The sequence below is a fragment of the Streptomyces sp. URMC 124 genome (genome assembly GCF_051386455.1).
Classification (GTDB): domain Bacteria; phylum Actinomycetota; class Actinomycetes; order Streptomycetales; family Streptomycetaceae; genus Streptomyces.
The window spans coordinates 1-236 of record NZ_JBPQTS010000652.1 but is presented as its reverse complement, the minus strand read 5'-3'; the positions used below and the strand labels follow the sequence as shown (position 1 = coordinate 236).

1 protein-coding gene is annotated in these 236 nt (G+C 53.8%); it reads left to right on the top strand.

All coding sequences use genetic code 11. The annotated features are described in order from the left end of the window. The coding region (locus ACSNOG_RS34045) for a family 10 glycosylhydrolase (RefSeq protein WP_436756527.1) at positions 1–236 on the top strand (236 nt) is incomplete at both ends.

Sequence of the window (236 nt, the reverse complement as noted above, 5' to 3'; positions counted from 1 at the left end):
GAATATGGACTTCCACGCGTGGTTTAACCCGTTCCGGGCCAACACCGACGTGCTGACCGCGTCGCTGGATCCGTCCCATGTCGCCCTTGCGCATCCGGACTGGATCGTAAACACCGGCAAGCAGCTGTACATCAATCCGGGAATTCCGGATGCGCGCCAACATATTATCGACACGATCATGGAGGTTGTAGATCAATATGATATCGATGGGGTGCATCTGGACGATTACTTCTATC